The sequence below is a fragment of the Exiguobacterium sp. s191 genome (assembly GCF_018618955.1).
GTDB lineage: Bacteria > Bacillota > Bacilli > Exiguobacteriales > Exiguobacteriaceae > Exiguobacterium_A > Exiguobacterium_A abrahamii.
Genome location: NZ_JACSNC010000001.1, coordinates 1591261 through 1607926, shown reverse-complemented (window position 1 = coordinate 1607926; position 16666 = coordinate 1591261). Strand labels below are relative to the sequence as shown.

General features: G+C 47.7%; 14 protein-coding genes. 11 read left to right on the top strand and 3 right to left on the bottom strand.

Going from position 1 to position 16666, the window contains the following annotated elements; all coding sequences use genetic code 11:
* Positions 1-2 precede the first annotated feature (2 nt).
* Positions 3-2399 carry a phenylalanine--tRNA ligase subunit beta gene (pheT, locus tag KNQ09_RS08580; RefSeq protein WP_214858142.1) on the top strand — a complete coding sequence of 799 codons (2397 nt, stop codon included), beginning with the start codon at positions 3-5 and terminating at the stop codon, positions 2397-2399.
* Positions 2400-2463: 64 nt separating this feature from the next.
* Here pheT and KNQ09_RS08575 read toward each other — a convergent pair whose 3' ends face one another.
* Both KNQ09_RS08575 and KNQ09_RS08570 read right to left on the bottom strand, forming a co-directional pair.
* Positions 2464-3651, bottom strand: a complete 1188-nt coding sequence (locus tag KNQ09_RS08575; protein WP_214858140.1) for an MFS transporter — start codon at positions 3649-3651, stop codon at positions 2464-2466.
* Positions 3648-4076 (bottom strand): MarR family winged helix-turn-helix transcriptional regulator, encoded by a 429-nt coding sequence (locus KNQ09_RS08570; RefSeq protein ID WP_023469008.1) that lies wholly within the window; start codon positions 4074-4076, stop codon positions 3648-3650. Before KNQ09_RS08570 ends, KNQ09_RS08575 begins: the two co-directional genes overlap by 4 nt.
* 258 nt (positions 4077-4334) lie before the next feature.
* Between KNQ09_RS08570 and KNQ09_RS08565 the strand changes: the two genes are divergently transcribed.
* Positions 4335-5801, top strand: coding sequence for a UDP-N-acetylmuramoyl-L-alanyl-D-glutamate--2,6-diaminopimelate ligase (locus tag KNQ09_RS08565; RefSeq protein WP_214858138.1), 1467 nt, complete (start codon positions 4335-4337; stop codon positions 5799-5801).
* A gap of 23 nt (positions 5802-5824) precedes the next feature.
* Here the strand turns inward: KNQ09_RS08565 and rnhC are convergent, their stop codons facing one another.
* The gene (gene rnhC / locus KNQ09_RS08560; protein ID WP_214858136.1) at positions 5825-6745 is read right to left on the bottom strand and encodes a ribonuclease HIII; all 921 of its coding nucleotides are present in this window, start codon (positions 6743-6745) and stop codon (positions 5825-5827) included.
* 120 nt (positions 6746-6865) lie between these two features.
* Here rnhC and zapA point away from each other — a divergent pair, with 120 nt between their 5' ends.
* The 9 genes from zapA (at position 6866) to KNQ09_RS08515 (ending at position 16653) form a co-directional block, all read left to right on the top strand.
* Entirely contained in the window at positions 6866-7102 is a 237-nt protein-coding gene (zapA, locus tag KNQ09_RS08555) for a cell division protein ZapA (RefSeq protein ID WP_029342308.1), read from the top strand.
* Between the two features lie 3 nt (positions 7103-7105).
* Positions 7106-7654 carry a CvpA family protein gene (locus KNQ09_RS08550; RefSeq protein WP_050677637.1) on the top strand — a complete coding sequence of 183 codons (549 nt, stop codon included), beginning with the start codon at positions 7106-7108 and terminating at the stop codon, positions 7652-7654.
* A 46-nt stretch (positions 7655-7700) separates the two neighbouring features.
* On the top strand, positions 7701-9416 hold the full coding sequence (polX, locus tag KNQ09_RS08545; protein ID WP_214858134.1) for a DNA polymerase/3'-5' exonuclease PolX: 1716 nt from the start codon (positions 7701-7703) through the stop codon (positions 9414-9416).
* Positions 9417-11783: an endonuclease MutS2 gene (locus KNQ09_RS08540; protein ID WP_023469002.1), complete on the top strand. Its 2367-nt coding sequence runs from the start codon at positions 9417-9419 to the stop codon at positions 11781-11783.
* Between the two features lie 10 nt (positions 11784-11793).
* On the top strand, positions 11794-12201 hold the full coding sequence (locus tag KNQ09_RS08535) for a DUF350 domain-containing protein (protein ID WP_023469001.1): 408 nt from the start codon (positions 11794-11796) through the stop codon (positions 12199-12201).
* Between the two features lie 185 nt (positions 12202-12386).
* Complete coding sequence (locus KNQ09_RS08530; protein WP_050677634.1) at positions 12387-13283, top strand: YitT family protein; 897 nt, start codon at positions 12387-12389, stop codon at positions 13281-13283.
* A 198-nt stretch (positions 13284-13481) separates the two neighbouring features.
* Positions 13482-15155: an AMP-binding protein gene (locus KNQ09_RS08525; protein ID WP_214805255.1), complete on the top strand. Its 1674-nt coding sequence runs from the start codon at positions 13482-13484 to the stop codon at positions 15153-15155.
* Between the two features lie 71 nt (positions 15156-15226).
* Positions 15227-15805: a fatty acid metabolism transcriptional regulator FadR gene (locus tag KNQ09_RS08520; RefSeq protein ID WP_050677632.1), complete on the top strand. Its 579-nt coding sequence runs from the start codon at positions 15227-15229 to the stop codon at positions 15803-15805.
* A gap of 74 nt (positions 15806-15879) precedes the next feature.
* Positions 15880-16653 (top strand): electron transfer flavoprotein subunit beta/FixA family protein, encoded by a 774-nt coding sequence (locus KNQ09_RS08515; protein WP_214858132.1) that lies wholly within the window; start codon positions 15880-15882, stop codon positions 16651-16653.
* The last annotated feature ends 13 nt before the right edge of the window (positions 16654-16666 follow it).

The following is a 16666-nucleotide window of genomic DNA, read 5'->3' as shown; positions in this document are numbered from 1 at the left end:
AGATGTTAGTCTCAAAACAATGGTTGAACGAATATGTGGATGTCAGTCACACATCAGGACAAGATTTGGCTGATTTGATTACAAAGAGCGGAATCGAAGTCGAAGGCGTAGATGTCCGGGATGAAGCGTTGAACAACATCGTCGTCGGACGTGTGTTAACGAAAGAAAAACATCCAGAAGCAGATAAATTGAACGTCACGACAGTCGACATCGGACAAGACGAACCGGTGCAAATCGTATGTGGTGCACCGAACGTCGAAGCCGGACAAGATGTCATCGTTGCGCGCGTCGGAGCTCGCTTACCGGGTATTAAAATCAAACGTGCCAAATTGCGCGGTGTCGTTTCAGAAGGGATGATCTGTTCACTCGAAGAACTCGGATTCGAAAAGAAGTATATCCGAGAAGATGAGCAGGACGGGATCCATACGTTCCGTGAACCAGTCACACCAGGACAAGACGTTTTGGAGTTACTCGGTCTACGTGATGAAATCCTCGAGCTTGGATTAACGCCGAACCGTTCGGACTGCCTCAGCATGTATGGTGTCGCATACGAAGTGGCGGCGCTTTACGATACGACACCGACTTTCCCGGTCGTTGAAGTCAACGAAGCAGAAACTGCGACGGCAGTCGACGTGACGCTTGATTCAGAGGACTGCCCGTTCTACGCGGCACGAGAAATTCAAGGCGTGACGATTCAAGAGTCACCGACTTGGTTAAAAAACCGCTTGATTGCGAACGGCATTCGTCCGATCAACAACGTCGTCGACGTTACGAACTTCGTCTTACTTGAGACAGGTCAACCGCTTCATTCATTTGATGCTGAAAAACTCGGAAAACGGATCGTCGTGCGTCAAGCGCACGCAGGAGAGTCGTTCACGACGCTCGACGAAGTAGAGCGGACGCTCGATTCTTCGATGCTGGTCATCACTAACGGTGAACACCCGGTCGCGCTTGCTGGTGTCATGGGTGGAGCGAATACCGAAGTCGATGAAAACACGACATCGATCATTTTAGAATCAGCTTACTTCGCACCGATTTCCGTCCGGAAGACGAGCCGTGTTCTTGGACTTCGCTCGGACTCGAGTGCTCGTTTCGAAAAGGGCGTTGATCCACGTCGTGTCTTGTTAGCACTCGATCGGGCTGCAACTTTGATTGCTGAACTCTCGGGTGGAACGGTTCAGGCTGGTGTCGCTCAAGCTGGAACGCTCGAGCTTGACGATCACTTGATTGAAGCGAGTGTCTCGTACATCAATCACCGTCTTGGTATGGAGATCGAAGGAACGGTCATGCAAACGTTACTCGAACGTCTTGGTCTCGGTGTTGAATTATCGGGTGATGCCTTGACAGTCAGCGTACCGACTCGCCGCCAAGACTTGAAAATTCCAGCTGATTTAGCGGAAGAAGTCGCTCGTCTCTACGGATATGATGCACTGACTTCAAGCTTACCGTCTGAAGCGAGCCGTGGCTTCTTACCAAAACGGAACATTCACCGTCGTCATTTACGCCGGACATTGCAGGGAGCAGGTCTTTCGCAAGCCATCACGTATTCATTGACGAGCGAACAACGCGCGATGCAATTCAATGAACGAGAAGATTTGCATCCGGTCAAACTGGCGATGCCAATCAGTGAAGCACGTTCGACACTGCGGACGTCACTCATTCCGGGACTCCTTGAAGTCGCGCAGCATAACGTCGCACGACAGCATGCCGATGTCGCGTTTTATGAACTCGGCAGTGTTTATCTGCAACGGGATGCGTCACTTGAGACACTCCCGATTGAACAAGAAATGATCGGTGGCGTCGCAGTCGGTGTGTCAGAACAACACCGTGCGCACGGAACGCTCGTCAAAACAGATTTCTTCGTCATGAAAGGAATCGTCGAGACACTCGCTTCTGCAGTCGGTATCACGTTGACGTTCGAGGCAGCGAGCATTCCATCGATGCACCCAGGACGGACGTCGCGCATTTTGCTTGACGGAGAAGCGATCGGATTCGTCGGTCAAGTGCATCCTGGTCTGTCAAAAGAACAGTATGGTCTAAAAGAAGTGTACGTCTTTGAATTAGAGGCGATGGCACTACGTTCGAAAGAAGAGCAGGTCTACTCGGAAATCTCACGTTTCCCATCAATGACACGCGACTTAGCAATCGTCGTCGAGCGATCAGTGACGGCGCAATCCATCGTCGATGTCATGACGGAAGCAGCCGGTCCACTTCTTCAGACGATCGAATTGTTCGATGTCTACACGGGTGAGAACGTCGGAGAGAATGAAAAATCATTCGCTTTCTCCCTCCGTTATCAAAACAAAGAACGGACGTTAGTCGATGAAGAAATCACGACAGCGCAACAGCGAGTCGTAGATGCAGTGAAAGAAACGTTCAATGCGGAACTTCGCGCATAATCAGGATAAACAAACAGCCGCTTTCCTTTCAGAGGAAGGCGGCTGTTTTCGTTTGACGACAGATTCAAGAAGCAAGTTCTTCTGTTTCAGATGACGCAGCTTGTCGTTTCGTAAAGGTGAAATACAGTAGACCACTTACGAGAACGATCAGACTACAGGACAAGAACATATTGGAATAGCCGATACCGCTTGCGACCGTAGCAAGAATCAAGGCACCGATTCCAAAACCTGTGTCGTAAGCAAGGAAAAAGGTCGAGATGGCTTTCCCTTTCTGTGCGGGAGGTGCGAAGTTCAAAAGGACAGTTTGAAGTCCCGGGAAGATGGAAGCAGAACCGATACCAATGATGATGGCAGCAGTCAATAAACCAGCCAATGAAGGATACATGCCGAGAATGACAAAGCCAATCATATAAAGGGCATACGAGGGCAACAGCACGAATGCAGCACCTCGCTGATCAAACAATTTTCCGGCAATTGGTCGAATCCCGACCATTCCGAGAGCGACTAACGCATAAAAATAAGAAGCATATGCGATATGACCGATCGAGTCCGTGTACAGTGAAATGAACGCAGATGTACTAGAGATCGCAACGCCTGCCAACAGAGTCGCCACCAACAAAAGCGGACGCGATAAGAAGAGAGACTGACTTAAACGAAACGCGGACGTGCTTGGGATATGTTGACTCGTCAGTGGCAGACGCATCATTAACAACAAGGCGATGACTGCTAGGGCAGCAACTGTCACGAAGTACAGGACGAATGCTTTTTCTTGAATAAAGGCAAGACCAATGACAGGACCAAGGACGGATGCCAAGTTCATCGACAGGACGAAATATCCCATCCCTTCGCCTTGACGTGTTTTTGGAATCAATGTCGTGACGGCGAGGCTGATCGAAGAAGATAACATCCCGAAACTAAATCCGTGGATGATACGGATGATGATTAGATAGAAAAATGATTCCAAAGGTAGGACGAGCATGTAGCAGATACTCATGACTGTAAAAAGACTTGCAGAGATCATCAAGACGCGCTTTAAATCGTATCGATCTAAACAGTGACCAATCAATGGACGAGAACAGACGGTTGCCAGGATGAAACTCGTCACGATCCACCCGAGTGCTGAAGCGGAGACCGGAAACTGCTTAGCAGCGAGTAAAGGAAGTGAGGCATTGAGTAGATAAAACGTGATGAAGAGCAACAGATTGATGATCAACGTCATGATGTAATGACGCGAGAATAACCGAGCGGTCATGAAGATTCCTCCTGTCGATGTAGAGTAAGTAGGTGCGTCATCCACTCACCGAGCTGTTGCTGATCGGTAAGGGAGAAGGAGGCGAGTAAGCGTTGGTGGGTCTCTTGGACCGCAGCATCGATTTGGTCGAACCGTTCGATGGCTAAAGGTGTCAATGAGACAAAATGTGTTCGTCCTTCTTTTATCCGAGTGATGAAACCAAGCGTCTCAAGACGTGAGACGGTTTTCGTCACAGCTGGTTTTTCAATGATTAGATAATCGGCCAGTTGGACTTGTGAAACAGGTTGTAGTAATGCAACTGCTTTTATTAGTGCCCATTGACCCGTATGTAACGAGTAGGGAAGCAAGGTAGCATCAATCTCTCGTTTTACGAGACGTGAGACTTTTGATAGTTGTCCGAGTACATCTTCTTGTGTATAGAGCATCCTATTTCTCCTTTTAGTTAACTAGTTAACTTTAAGAGTGTATCAAAGCTGATTAAGAGGCGCAAGGGAAGAAACGCTCATTTCATGCATTGAAGAGAATAATTTTCTAGCATGATAAAAGATTAAGCAGGTCTTAAAGCGGGTATGTTCCGTAAAAGAGTATTTGATTTACTTGAAACAATGGATACGACTGCTTATGTGATCGGTTGACTAATTCATCTTGACATAGAGAAGAGACAAAGAAGGGAAGAGTACATCATGAATCGACTAGCGAAGCTCCTGACTGAACTATTACCATTCACTATAAAGGAAGCAATCAATCCACTCATCACGAATATCGCAACCGATTCGCGACAAATCAGACCTGGCGGATTATTCATCTGTATCAACGGTTACACGGTTGATGGTCACGATTATATCAATCAGGCAATCCAAAACGGGGCTGTGGCGATTTTAGCTGAACAATCGTTTCCGGATTGCCCGGTTCCCGTCATTACTGTGCCGGATACGAAACGACTTGCAGGTCAAGTCGCGAATCGCTTTTACGATCAACCTAGTCAAAAGATGCGTGTATACGGTGTAACCGGAACGAATGGAAAAACGACGACGACGAAATTGGCGTATGATCTCTTTCGAGCAACAGGTATAAAAGCCGGCATGATCAGCACGGTCGGTGCACGAATTGATGAGGAACTCATTGAGACGCCGAATACGACACCTGAAGCCATCATCTTACATCGACTGTTGTATGAAATGGTTGAAAAAGGCGTGACGGATTGCATCATTGAAGTGTCTTCTCACGCATTAGCCGAAGGTCGAGTCGAGGGAGTGTCTTTCCACTCGGCAGCATTTACAAACCTGACGCATGATCATATGGATTACCATCATTCAATGGAGGATTACGCCAAGACGAAAGCGTTGTTGTTTCAACAAGTCGCCGCGTCAAATGGTCGGACCATTGTCTTGAATCGAGAAGATAGTTGGAGTCGCGTCATGCGAGAAGCTGCGCCTCTACAACCCGTCATCTGGTATACGACGCAACCACACCGGACGTCGCAAATCGCGGTCGAATGGTTGACAGACACCGTCAATGTGCGGATCGACGAGACGACGACGCGTGTGCCGACAGCTTTACTAGGTGAATTCAATGCAGCGAATTTAGCGGCAGCGATGGGATTGTTGCGGGCAGGCGATGCTAATCTCTATACGTTGATTCGTCACATTCCAGAACTGGAATTGCCGAAAGGGCGACTCGAACGACTGGACTGGGCACCTTGTGAGGTTTATATCGATTATGCCCATACACCGGATGGTCTAGAAAAATGTTTACAGGCACTCACTTCTTCCGGAGAGTCGCTATCGGTCGTTTTAAGCGCAGCTGGAGAGCGTGATCGAACGAAACGAGCGGAGATGGGGCGAATCGCAAGCAAATATTGTGAACACATCATCGCAACGGTCCATGATGCGAGGACAGAGAATCCGGATCGAATCATCGAAGAACTAATCATCGATATTCCACGTGAACACTTAGTAGGGTGCCATACATCCCGTCACGAAGCGCTCGTACAAGCAGCGCATCTGGCGCACGAAGGAAAACGCATCGTCATCGTCGGGAAAGGTCATGATGAGGTAGAACGAATCGGTACAAAAACGATTCCTTTTAATGAAAAACACATACTTCTTGCGGAATTAGAACGACTGTCTGAAGGGGAGTCCGTCATTTAAAAAAACCGACCATTCCGTTAAGGTCATGGTCGGTTTCGTTTCGCAGCTAGTTGTTGTGCCTTTTTCGTATTCGCAAAATGGGCTTTCGTCCAGTCACGAAGTTTGTCAGCTCCATAACGTAAAATCAGTGAGGCAGCGACTTGATCGACCTTGGCACCAGCACCTTTCGGAATGACGACACCTGTTGTTTCACTCAACTTGTCCATCTCCTTCAAAAAGATGGCGCGAGCAATGATCGAGGAGGCAGCGACGGCGACATGAAGTTGCTCCGCCTTGGTCGAGAAGTAGACATTTTCTCGAACGGGATTGACGACACCAGACAAGTGTTTGTAGTAAACGGTCTTTTCAGCGAACTGATCAATCAAGATCGCTTCTGGTTTCGTCTCCAGTTGGTCAAGAAGTCGCTCGAGTACATCATTATGCATCAGGGCAGTCATCTTTCCTTGTGTCATCGTTCGTTGCATCTGATTGTATTCTGGATTGTGTAGGATACGATATGTGTACGGAATGACAGCATGGAGATCACGGGCGATCTTTCGAATCTCCGTGTCATTCAAGTGCTTGGAGTCCCGAACACCGAGTTCCTGAAGAAGTGCAATCTGCTTTCGATCAACGAAGGAAGCGACGACGACGAGTGGACCGAAGAAATCGCCTTTTCCAACTTCGTCACTGCCAGCGACGGACCATTCTGCAAAACCATTCGGTAACGTTGAAACAAGTGGTTCCTTCGATTTAGTCGGTGTAGCCGTACCGAAGCGTGAAGCGATGGTTTCGGCTTCGGTTCCTTGAAACATCACTTTTCCAGAATTGTAAATCGTGATGACACATCCGGGTACTTTAGCGGCGAAGCGGGCATACGGTGGACTCTTCGTCTGTCCTTGTTTAAACTCTTGTATGACGAGGTCTTGCTTTTCTTTAGATAAGCGTAAAACGGTAGTTCCCACGAGATAACCTCCCTTTCCGGGATTAAGCATACCATCCTTAAGACCGATGGGGGACTTCTTTTCCTAAAACGAAAATGATGGTACTATATGAAAGAAGCAAAGTATGAGGAGGACAGAAAAATGGCTGATTCAGAAGGGTTGAACCGGACGACGATTCATATCGCAGGCAATGATTATACGATTGTCGGAACGGAGTCGCCAGAACACGTACGCGAAGTGGGTCTCCTCGTCGATACGAAAATTCGAGAAATCCGAGAACAAGCACCACAACTCGACGTTCGTCAAATCGCCGTCCTAGCGGCGCTTAATATTGGTAGTGATTACGTAAAAATAAAAAAGAATTTGGGTGAACTATAAACTATGATTTCTTTCGTTATCTTATTACTTCTCGCCTTAGGCGTCATGACGGGTGTCCGACGGGGAGTCGTATTGCAGGCCGGGCATTTGCTCAGCCTGATCATTTCCTTCATCGTTGCCTTGTCGTTCTATGAGGAACTGGCGACGAAATTCCGTTTGTGGGTTCCATATCCGTCGACACTGGATGATGCGGGAATCGACTTGACGATGTTCGCAATTCCAAGTTCAGCACGACTCGATGAGGTGTTCTACAAAGCCTTTTGGTTCGTCGTCCTGTTCTTCGGTACAAAAATCATCTTAGCGATTTTGTTATCGATGTTTGATTCGTTGACGAACATTCCGATTTTAAAACAAGTCAAAGGATTATTAGGTGGCGTCTTTGGCTTCATCGAGATGTACATCTTCATTTTCTTACTCTTGTTCCTCGCAGCATTCGTTCCGATTCAGTCGATACAGGATGCCATTGCAGACTCGAGTTTGGCAAGTTTCATCATCCAACATACACCGCTCCTTGCGAATTGGCTGATGGACAAAGTTGGATTGATAAAATAAACATGCTCCCGTTAAATGGGAGCTTTTTTTGAGGGGAGAATTGCACATGCGTACGATTCAAGATGCAATGCGTCACTTAGAACGAATCTCAGTCTATCTAGAGGTTAAAGGGGAAAATCCGTTTAAGATCAATGCTTTCCGAAAAGCAGCAAGTATCCTCGAGGCATCGGATGCTGACTTCATGGCAATCGACGATTTCACGGCGATGAAGGGGATTGGTAAAGGAACGGCTGCTGTTCTTGAGGAGTACCGGGAAACGGGAACGAGTACGGCACTGACGGAACTCGAACAAGAAGTACCGGAAGGACTGATCGCTTTACTAAAGATCCCAGGTCTTGGTGGGAAGAAACTTGCTAAATTGCATGAAGTCGGCGTCATTGATGCGGATTCCTTTGCAGAGAAATTAGCGGATGGTACAGTCGAAACGATGCCTGGATTCGGTAAGAAGACGGTCGAAAAGTACGTCAAAGCGCTCGAAACGTTTGAAACACGACCGGAACGATTACCGTATGGTGTCATGCGGAAGGTCGTTACGGAATTAAATCAGACCCTTGCGTCGTTCGATGAAATCATTCGCTTCGAAGTTGGTGGAAGCTTCCGCCGAGCAGAAGAGACGTGCAAGGACCTTGATTTCATCCTCTCGACGAACGAACCGGAACGGATCAAGGAGCAACTATTGGAACTGTCGCTCATCGATGAAGTCATTGCTGCCGGCAGCACGAAAGTATCACTCGTCTTAAAACGAGACGTCCATTATATCACGGTTGATTTCCGAATCGTCGATGACGCGGCGTACGCGTCAACGTTACATCACTTCACGGGTTCGAAGGATCACAATGTCCGGATGCGTCAACTTGCCAAAGAACAGGGAGAGAGCATTTCTGAATATGGTGTCGAGACGGAGAACGGGTTAGTGCAGCCGAAGACGGAAGAAGAATTGTTTGCGCGGTACGACTTACCGTTCATCGCACCTGAATTACGAGCAGGGCGTCAAGAGTTCGAACAGGATTTGTCACGCCTTTTGACGGAACAGGATATTCAAGCAGATGTGCACATGCATACGACATGGTCAGATGGCACATTATCTGTTGAAGAACTGGTCGATGCGTGTGCTGCACGAGGGTATACATGGATGGCGATCACCGACCATAGTAAGTATATGAAGTTCGTCAATGGATTGACGGAAGAACGTCTACGTGCGCAACGTGTCGAAATCGAAGCGGCACGCAAGAAACATCCCGAGATGACGATTTTATGTGGCGTCGAGATGGATATCTTACCTGATGGGTCGCTCGATTATGAAGATGATTTCTTAAAAGAGATGGATTACGTCATTGCCTCGATTCACTCGAAATTCGATCAGACGGAAGAAGAGATCATGCAACGGCTTGAGAATGCGTGTCGTAATCCTTACGTTTCTCTGATTGCCCATCCGACAGGACGAATCATCGGTAGACGTGAAGGGTATGCGGTTAACGTCGATCGCTTGATCGAACTAGCAGCCGAGACAGGAACAGCGCTTGAGATGAATGCAAACCCGGCACGATTCGATTTGACGGCAAGTTCCCTAGCAAAAGCGAAGGCTGCTGGTGTGAAAATTTTAATCAATACGGATACACACCGACCAGAAATGTTAGAAGATATGAAACTTGGAGTCCTCCATGCACGTAAAGCCTATTTGGAGGCGTCTGATGTCATCAATACGTGGAGCGCTGAAGCAGCACTTGCCTTCTTCGGTCGAAAACGTTTAGGAGTGGATTAAATGAATGCCAACGCATTACGCGTCTTAGAATATGAGAAGTTAAAAGAAAACATGTTATCGTTCACAGCAAGCTCACTTGGAGCACAGTTCGTTCGAGCGATGCGTCCAGCGGAAGAGTTCGAGCAGGTTAAGGAATTATTGGCTGTCACGACGGAAGCAACGACGGTTTATCGGTTACGTGACCGTTATCCGTTCGGTGGACTGACAGATGTCCGCAGTGAAGTGAAACGAGCAGAAATTGGTTCGGTCCTCTCGACGAGTGAACTTCTATCCGTCGCAGACGTCGTCTATTCAGGACGTCAAGTGAAGGCGTTCCAGGAACGATTGCATGAGGATCATCCGGATCTACGATTACCACGACTCGACAGTCGAATCGAACAGATCACGAAGCTCGTTGAGATCGAACAGGGAATTCGTCATGCCATTGACGATCAGGGAACTGTTCAAGATTCGGCAAGTGATAAATTACGAGCGTTACGGAGTCAGTTGCGTTCGCTTGAAGGACAAGTTCGTTCGAAAATCGATAGTGTCTTACGTAGTAAAGCAAAGATGCTATCTGACGCCATCGTGACGATGCGAAATGATCGCTACTGTGTCCCGGTCAAACAAGAATATCGTCAAGCGTTCGGTGGGATCGTTCATGATCAGTCGGCGTCCGGTGCAACGTTGTTCATCGAACCACAAGCCGTCGTTTCTGCGAACAACGAGATCCAAGAAGCGCGTTTGAAAGAACGAGCTGAAATCGAACGAATCCTCGCACAATTATCAGCACTTGTCGGGAGTGTCGGCGACTCGCTGCGCATCAATCTCGATGTACTAGCAGAACTTGATTTCATCATGGCGAAAGCATTGTACGGTCATCAGATTGGAGCGGTCGAACCACGCTTGAATGAAAATCGCCATATCATTCTGAAGGAAGCACGACATCCCTTCATTCCAAAAGAAGAGGTCGTACCGATCACTGTCTCGCTAGGTGGCGATTTTACATCTCTCGTCATCACAGGTCCGAACACCGGTGGTAAGACGGTTACCTTAAAGACGATCGGTCTTTTGCAATTGATGGTGCAATCAGGACTATACGTGCCGGCAGCAGATGAGACGGAGCTCAGTGTTTTCGATGCGATTTATGCCGATATCGGGGATGAACAGTCGATTGAACAAAACTTGTCGACGTTCAGCTCGCACATGACGAACATCGTCTCGATGATGGAGAAAATCGATTTCATGAGTTTGGTGCTGTTTGATGAATTGGGTGCGGGAACGGACCCGACAGAAGGGGCTGCCCTGGCGATTGCAATTCTTGATGAAGTGAAACGCCGCGGAGCACGCGTTGCAGCGACGACGCACTATTCGGAATTAAAAGCGTACGGCTATAACCGAGAAGGAGTCGTCAACGCGTCGATGGAATTCGATGTCGAATCACTCAGTCCGACGTATCGCTTACTCATCGGTGTACCGGGACGCTCGAACGCGTTCGAGATTTCAAAACGTCTCGGACTTGAAGACCGGATCATCGACGCGGCACGTGGTCAAATCGGTAGCGACGCCCAATCCGTCGAAACGATGATCGAACGACTGGAAGAAGCGAAACAGCGTGCTGAAACGTTAGAGGCTCAGTTGCTAGAAGAGAAGAAACGACTCGTTGCAGAGCGTGAGCAATTCGAGCAAGAACAAGCAGAGATTCAGGAAGAGAAAAATGAGATTCTGGCAAAAGCGGAAGAAAAAGCAGCACGTGCAGTCGAACGTGCCCAAAAAGAGGCTGAAGGCGTCATTAAACGTTTGAAAGAATTGCGTGATGCTGGTGCCGTCAAAGAGCATGAACTGATCGAGGCACGTAAAAAACTTGAAGATGCGAAGCCGAGTCTGCAAGAGAAACGGATCGCTAAAGTAAAAGCGAAATACGATCAAACGCCACGTTTTGATAAAGGGGAAGAAGTCAAAGTCACGACCTTTAATCAAAAAGGCTATATCATCAACCAACAGGCGAACGGCGAGTATACCGTTCAAGTCGGCATCATGAAGGTGAACGTCAAACCGGAAGATCTCGCGAAGATCGGCAGTACTCCAAAACGTCCTCAAACAAAAGGGCGTTCTGGTGGTACGAGTGTGACGAAACAATCGGCGCCTTCAGCTGAACTGGATTTACGTGGCGTCCGTGTTGAAGAAGGATTATCGAAGCTCGAACGCTTCATGGACCAAGCTTTGTTATCGAACTACGACCACATTCGTGTCATCCATGGTCTGGGTACGGGAGCGATGCGTCAAGGTGTCCAAGAATTCTTGAAAGGTCATCGTCACGTCAAAGGTCACCGCTTAGGCGGTCAAGGTGAAGGCGGACACGGTGTGACGATCATCGAACTGAAATGAGGAAAGCAGGATGAACATTTTTGAGAACGTCTATGTCTACACGACAGCGCTCTATTCGGTCGCGGGATTACTGATCATTTTAGGACTTGCACTTTTTGAGTTGACAACCCGGTATAAAAACTGGGAACATATCAAGAGTGGCAACATCGCCGTTGCGTTAGCAACAGGTGGAAAAATCATCGGACTCGCCAATATCGTTCATTTCGCTGTTCAAGGGGAAGAACGGGTCGGGTCGATATTTCTTGAAAGTGCTTTTGGCTTCTTACTGTTGATATCGACATACTGGATCTTTGAATTCCTGACACCGAATTTGCCGGTAGACCGTGAAATCGAGAACGGCAACATTGCTGTCGGCATTATTTCATGTGCCTTATCGATCGGCATGTCCTACGTCATCGGATCAGCGTTAGTGGGGTGAATCCGTGTTAGAACGTTTAGCGAAAATCATGTTCGGGGTTTCGATTGCCTTTTTGGTCGTCGGTATCCTTTGGATTGTATTTAATTAAAAGAACCGGTCTTACCGTGTGATCATTCCGTACTGACATCGTTTCAGTACGGAATTTTTATTGGAAGCCACGCCTAATCAAAAAAGGAGGAACGCATATGAACGTAAGAAAAACATCAACAACGACAGAAACGAGACGCCGTGCTTTTGAGGCGATGCAATTGATTTCTTGGAAGGACATCTTCTGGGTCATCATCGGGTCTGCGATTCTCGCCTTTGGAATCAACTACTTTACGATTCCGAACGATTTATCTGAAGGTGGATTGATCGGGATCACGGTCATCTTCTACTACCTCTATGGCTGGGATACGGGACTTGTTTCCCTGATTGCGAACGCCTTGCTGTTCGTCGTCGGTTATCGATTCCTCAGCCGGAAGACGATGCTTTACTCCGTCATTTCGGTCGCCGTCACATCATTTGTCCTCTCCTCGACTGCTAGTCTAGCGACATCATCAGATAGCCGTTTAATCGGTACGGTCTATGCGGGAATTCTGATTGGCGTCGGAATCGGACTTGTCATTCGTGCTGGTGGAACGACGGGCGGGGGAGTCATCATCGCTCGACTGATGAATAAGTACTTGAATCTCAGTATCGCGGTCTCGATGTTCATCATCGACGTCGCGGTCGTCGGTGCATCAGGATTTCTGTTCGGAGAAGAGACGATGCTATACACGTTGATTGCAATTATCATCGGCTCGTACTTGATTGATCTCGTCAGCGAAGGATTAAATGTCCGCGAAGCGGTCACGATCATCAGTCATCGCCAAGAGGAGATCGCGACGATCCTGACAGAGACGCTCGGTCGTAGCGCGACGGTCATCCACAGTCACGGTCATTTCACGAAACAAAAGAATGATATGTTGTATATGATCGTCGATAAACGACAACTGGCACCGTTGAAACAGATCGTCGAAGCAGCGGATCCCCGCGCCTTCGTCGTCATTCATAAAGTGCGCGAAGTCATTGGTGAAGGATTTACGTATCCATCCCGGTGATGTCTATTAAAAAGCAGTGCTTCTTCTTTTTCGGAAACGAGAAAGGGTGGTGCTGCTTTTTTGTATGATGATTTCTAATTGAACGAATCGAAAAAAACAAGCAGATTTGATTTCTTTTTTTGGATTTTACTGGCATGTCGAATTCGATTCAACGTATAATAAAAATGAATAGTAATTCATTATCAGGGAGGGAAACGTATGGAATCCGTTTGGTTATCTGATTATCCCGAGCAAGTACCCGCATCGATTGATTATCGAGAATTACCTCTTTATCAGGCACTCGATGAGGCAGCGACTGATTTTCCAGAACAACGTGCCTTGAGTTTCTTAGGAAAACGTATGACGTTTCGTGAAGTACGTGACGAGGCCCGCGCACTTGGGAGCCTATTACAAGAGCATGGACTAAAAAAAGGGGATCGCGTCGGACTGATGTTACCGAACTGTCCCCAGTATATGATCAGTTATTATGCTGTTCTCTATGCAGGTGGTATCGTCGTCCAAGTGAACCCACTCTATACAGACCGTGAACTTGAACAGATTCTCGTCGATTCAGGAGCACATCTACTCGTGACGCTCGATCTACTCTATCCGAAAGCGTCTCGTGTCAAGGCGTCGACGACACTCAAGACCGTCGTGACGACAAGTATCGCGGATTACCTTCCCTTCCCTAAAAATAAACTCTATCCGATTAAAGCACGGAAAGATAACAACATCATCATTGATACGACAGGTTCGATCCCGTTTTTATCTTTGCGGGGGTATGAACCGATTACACCAGTCGCGATTCAACCGAAGGAGGACGTCGCGGTTCTCCAATATACGGGTGGAACGACAGGCGCACCCAAAGGTGTCATGTTGACACACTTTAACTTGAGTGCAAACGTCGAACAGATCGACAACTGGTTCTATAAATACAATCGAGGAGATGGACGGAAGCTGTTAGCAGTCGTTCCTTATTTCCATGTCTATGGCATGACGTGTAACCTCAATTTCGGCATATTTAATGCCTATGAACAAATCATCGTTCCGAAATTCGATATTGAACAGGTACTCAAGACGATTCATAAGGAAAAACCGAATCTGTTCCCAGGTGCTCCGACGATGTATGTTGGTCTATTGAATCATCCGAAGCTGAAGAAGTATGATCTCTCTTCGATTGAAGCCTGTATTTCTGGTTCAGCTCCACTACCAGTCGAAGTGCAGGAAAAATTCGAAGCGCTGACGGGTGGGCGGATCGTTGAAGGATACGGTTTGTCTGAAACGAGTCCGGTGACGCATACGAACTGTATCTGGGATCGTCGGATTCCTGGAACGGTCGGTATTCCGGTACCCGATACGCAAGCAAAAATCGTCCAAGCGGACGGAGAGACACCGGCTGCTCCAGGTGAGATTGGTGAGATTATCGTCACAGGTCCGCAAGTCATGAAAGGGTACTGGAAACGACCAGAAGATACGCAAGCTGTTCTGCGAAACGGTTGGTTGCATACGGGAGACCTTGGATATATCGGTGAGGATCATTATTTCCGAATCGTCGATCGGAAAAAAGATTTGATCATTGCTTCTGGATTCAACATTTATCCACGTGAAGTCGAAGAAATCCTATATGAACACCCAGCCGTTAAAGAAGCGGTCGTCATCGGTGTTCCGGATGTCTACCGCGGAGAGACCGTCAAGGCGTTCATCGTCGTCAAGGATGAGATGACGGTCACAGAAGAAGAACTCGATCAATTCTGTCGCAAGCAGTTAGCATCGTTCAAAGTGCCGAAGCAGTATGAATTCCGGCAAGAGTTACCGAAGACGTTCGTTGGTAAGATTCTCCGCCGTGTTCTCGTTGAAGAAGAACGTGCCAAACAACTCGAAGAAAGCAGTTGACAGGATAAAATGACATGATAGAATAAATATGAATGAACCATCATTCATTTTATGCGTTGGGAGATAGTGGAATGAAACGAACAATGTCAAAGAGTGACCGCATCATTGATGCCGCCGTAAAAGTCATCGCCAAGAACGGCTACCATGGAGCGAAAGTGACTGCCATCGCAAAGGAAGCCGGGGTTGCGGATGGAACGATCTATCTGTACTTCAAGAATAAAGAACATCTCTTGATTTCGCTATTCCAAGCGAAAATGGGAAGCTTCATCGAATATTCCGAAGGACAAATCGCGAGCCATACATCAGCGACGGAACAATTGGCAGCATTGATCGAGGCACACCTCGAGCAATTATCCGTCGACTATGATTTAGCGGTCGTCACGCAGATTGAGTTGCGTCAATCGAACCAAGACATGCGTCAAAACATCGCTGCCGTCTTAAAGCCGTACTTGCATCTGATTGACCGGGTCGTTAAGCACGGGATGACGACAGGTGAGTTTTCAAACGATCTGGATTATCGATTAGCACGTCAGATGATTTTCGGAACAATCGATGAGGTCGTGACGAGCTGGATGGCAAGTGGATTCAAATATGAGTTGCTTGAGACACGCGACGGGATTCATCGGATGTTGATCAAAGGGCTGAGTTAAGCCCTTTTCATGACAACAACTATGTAAGCGGATACAAAGGATGATGGTGAATAGACGACAAGGGGGAGCATGAGATGGAAATCTATGTACTGTTGAAACGCACATTCGATACGGAAGAAGCAATCCAACTCGAGAATGGTCAAATCGATGAGGATGGCGCTGAGTTCATCATTAACCCATACGATGAGTATGCGGTAGAAGAAGCGATTCGTGTTCGTGATGCACAAGGGGGAACGGTAACGGTCGTGACGGTCGGACCGGAAGATGCGGACAAAGAATTACGAACAGCACTCGCAATGGGAGCGGATCAAGCAGTTCGTATCTCGATTGAAGATGATATCGAAGAGGCAGATCATTTCACGATTTCTGAAGTGCTCGCTAGTTATTTGAAGGAACAAACGGTTGATCTCGTCATCGCCGGGAACGTCGCAGTCGATGGCGGAAGTGGTCAAGTGGCGCCTCGCGTCGCAGAACTACTTGATATCCCTTACGTGACGACGATCACGAAACTAGAGCTCGACGGTACGAAAGCTGTCGTGACACGCGACGCTGAAGGGGATACGGAGACGATCGAAACAACGCTTCCGTTACTCGTCACTGCGCAACAAGGATTGAACGAACCACGTTATCCAAGTCTGCCAGGGATCATGAAGGCGAAGAAAAAGCCGCTTGAAGAACTCGAACTCGATGATCTTGAACTTGATGAAGACGAACTCGCACCACGTCTAGAGACGATTGAGCGTTTCTTACCACCGAACAAAGCAGCTGGTAAGATCCTTGAAGGTGAACTGAACGAGCAAGTCGCGCAGCTCGCATCATTATTACGCAACGAAGCAAAAGTGGTCTAAGGGGGAGAAACGA

Bases quoted from the DNA above. Each gene is read 5' to 3' on its own strand.
- pheT (WP_214858142.1), top strand. From the start codon at position 3: ATGTTAGTCTCAAAACAATGGTTGAACGAATATGTGGATGTCAGTCAC.
- KNQ09_RS08575 (WP_214858140.1), bottom strand. From the start codon at position 3,651: ATGACCGCTCGGTTATTCTCGCGTCATTACATCATGACGTTGATCATC.
- KNQ09_RS08570 (WP_023469008.1), bottom strand. From the start codon at position 4,076: ATGCTCTATACACAAGAAGATGTACTCGGACAACTATCAAAAGTCTCA.
- KNQ09_RS08565 (WP_214858138.1), top strand. From the start codon at position 4,335: ATGAATCGACTAGCGAAGCTCCTGACTGAACTATTACCATTCACTATA.
- zapA (WP_029342308.1), top strand. From the start codon at position 6,866: ATGGCTGATTCAGAAGGGTTGAACCGGACGACGATTCATATCGCAGGC.
- KNQ09_RS08550 (WP_050677637.1), top strand. From the start codon at position 7,106: ATGATTTCTTTCGTTATCTTATTACTTCTCGCCTTAGGCGTCATGACG.
- polX (WP_214858134.1), top strand. From the start codon at position 7,701: ATGCGTACGATTCAAGATGCAATGCGTCACTTAGAACGAATCTCAGTC.
- KNQ09_RS08540 (WP_023469002.1), top strand. From the start codon at position 9,417: ATGAATGCCAACGCATTACGCGTCTTAGAATATGAGAAGTTAAAAGAA.
- KNQ09_RS08535 (WP_023469001.1), top strand. From the start codon at position 11,794: ATGAACATTTTTGAGAACGTCTATGTCTACACGACAGCGCTCTATTCG.
- KNQ09_RS08530 (WP_050677634.1), top strand. From the start codon at position 12,387: ATGAACGTAAGAAAAACATCAACAACGACAGAAACGAGACGCCGTGCT.
- KNQ09_RS08525 (WP_214805255.1), top strand. From the start codon at position 13,482: ATGGAATCCGTTTGGTTATCTGATTATCCCGAGCAAGTACCCGCATCG.
- KNQ09_RS08520 (WP_050677632.1), top strand. From the start codon at position 15,227: ATGAAACGAACAATGTCAAAGAGTGACCGCATCATTGATGCCGCCGTA.
- KNQ09_RS08515 (WP_214858132.1), top strand. From the start codon at position 15,880: ATGGAAATCTATGTACTGTTGAAACGCACATTCGATACGGAAGAAGCA.